We start from the raw sequence: 2247 nt of genomic DNA on the forward strand, positions 1-2247 counted from the left end.
AGTTGATTTCATGATGAAAGATCACTCTTGGCATGGCATCGCTCCTAACAATGAACAATTAGCTGATGCCCTTAATCAATTAAGCGAAACTTTAGGTGACTATTAAAGATCAATTCTTTCAATCATATACTGCCTTACGCAGCTTCGCCTTTTTATTCCTCATTTCTTTTATTCTTCTTGCAGGAAAGACAACTCGTGCGCAACACAATCCTTCAGAAGAAGTAACTACCCGAATCCTTTTTGTTTTTGATGCATCGAGAAGCATGCTGGCATCTTGGAAAGATGGTGGAAAGAAGATCACCACTGCTAAAAAGCTTTTAAAAGAGACGATGGATAGTCTTTCGACTATTGATAATCTACATGTGGCATTAAGAGTGTACGGACACCAAAGTCTAGTACCGCCTCAAGATTGTGATGACACGAGACTGGAAGTTCCGTTTGGACCTAACCAGTTCGCCAAGATCAAGAAAAAAATTGATGCCATCCAACCAAAGGGCACAACTCCGATTGCGAGATCCCTAGAAAAAGCTGGAGCCGATTTTACACCTTGTACCAATTGTCGAAATATTATCATTCTTATCACCGATGGTCTCGAAGCATGCGATGAAGATCCTTGCGCAGTTTCTCTCATGCTTCAAAAAAGAGGAATTGTTTTAAAGCCATTTGTAATCGGCATTGGGTTAGACTTATCATTTAAAGAAACTTTTAAATGTGTAGGAAACTACTTCGATGCTTCTAACGAGGAAACATTTAGGTACGCTCTTAACATTGTTGTTAACCAAGCCTTGAACAGAACTACAACTCAAGTAAACCTACTAGATGTTCATGGTGAGCCAAGCGAAACAAATGTTAACATGACATTTTACGACAACGAAACAGGAATTATTAAATACAACTACATGCATACTCTCGATGGCAAAGGCATTCCTGATACGATCTATTTAGACCCTCTTAGTAAATACAGAATGGTAGTACATACTATTCCTGGCTTAGAAAAAAAGAATATTGATATAAGATCCGGTCGACATAATATAATTGGAGTAGATGCCGCTCAAGGAGACATTCAAATTAAACAAGGTGGACTTAGTACTGCCAAAAGCAAAAAATACACTTGCATAATGAGGGAAAATGGATTAATGGAAACCATTAATATTCAAGAAGTAGGTGAAACGGTGAGATACCTCGTTGGGAAATATGACATTGAAATATTAAGTTTGCCGAGAGTAATTATTAAGGATGTAAAAGTCTCACAAAGCCACACTACCACTGTATTTATACCATCTCCAGGATTGGCTATAATCAGTGGTACAACTATAGGATATGGAAGTGTATACGTTGAAAAAGAGAATGAATTGATATGGGTATGTAATTTAAAAGACGAACTAACAAGGGAAACCCTTTCATTACAACCTGGAAGATATAGAGTTATTTTCCGGTCAAAGGCAGCAAAAAAATCAATCTATACAATAGAAAAGAGTTTTAAAATTCAATCAGGTAAATCAGTAAGCATCAAACTTAATTTATAATGACAAAAATTTCATACACTGAAAAGAAAGATACACGTTCTGGATTTGGAGCAGGATTATCAGAAGCAGGCGCTAAAAATGAAAACGTAGTTGCGTTATGTGCGGATCTAACTGGATCATTAAAAATGGACGATTTTGAAAAGACGTTTCCCGACCGATTCTTTCAAGTGGGTATTGCGGAAGCTAATATGATTGGTATTGCTGCTGGAATGACAATTGGAGGTAAAATTCCATTTACTGGAACATTCGCAAACTTTTCTACAAGTAGAGTTTATGACCAGATTAGACAATCAGTAGCCTATAGTGAGAAGAATGTTAAAATATGTGCTTCACATGCCGGTTTAACTTTAGGTGAAGATGGTGCTACCCATCAGGTCTTAGAAGATATTGGTATGATGAAAATGCTTCCAAATCTCACAGTTATCTGCCCAGCAGATTATAACGAAACAAAGGCAGCTACAATTGCCATTGCTGAATTTGAAGGTCCTGTTTACTTACGATTCGGAAGGCCCAAAGTACCAAATTTCACAGTTCCGGGTAAGAAGTTTGAAATAGGGAAAGCTGACGTACTAATAAAAGGAACAGACGTTACAATTATTGCTACAGGGCATCTCGTATGGAAAGCCATTGAAGCTGAAGCAATATTAGCAGAGAAAGGAATTAGCGCTGAAATAATAAACATGCATACGATAAAACCTTTGGACCAAAAAGCTATTCTAGC

General features: G+C 37.3%; 3 protein-coding genes. All 3 read left to right on the forward strand.

Going from position 1 to position 2247, the window contains the following annotated elements:
* Positions 1–106: transketolase (locus HRT72_04860; protein NQY67038.1), on the forward strand; the 106-nt coding region annotated here is incomplete at its 5' end.
* The gene (locus HRT72_04865) at positions 96–1526 is read left to right on the forward strand and encodes a VWA domain-containing protein (protein NQY67039.1); all 1431 of its coding nucleotides are present in this window, start codon (positions 96–98) and stop codon (positions 1524–1526) included. The genes HRT72_04860 and HRT72_04865, both read left to right, overlap by 11 nt.
* Positions 1526–2247, forward strand: a 722-nt coding sequence (locus HRT72_04870) for a transketolase family protein (GenBank protein NQY67040.1), incomplete at its 3' end; no start/stop codon positions are given. The genes HRT72_04865 and HRT72_04870, both read left to right, overlap by 1 nt.

This window comes from Flavobacteriales bacterium (assembly GCA_013214975.1).
Classification (GTDB): Bacteria; Bacteroidota; Bacteroidia; order DT-38; family DT-38; genus DT-38.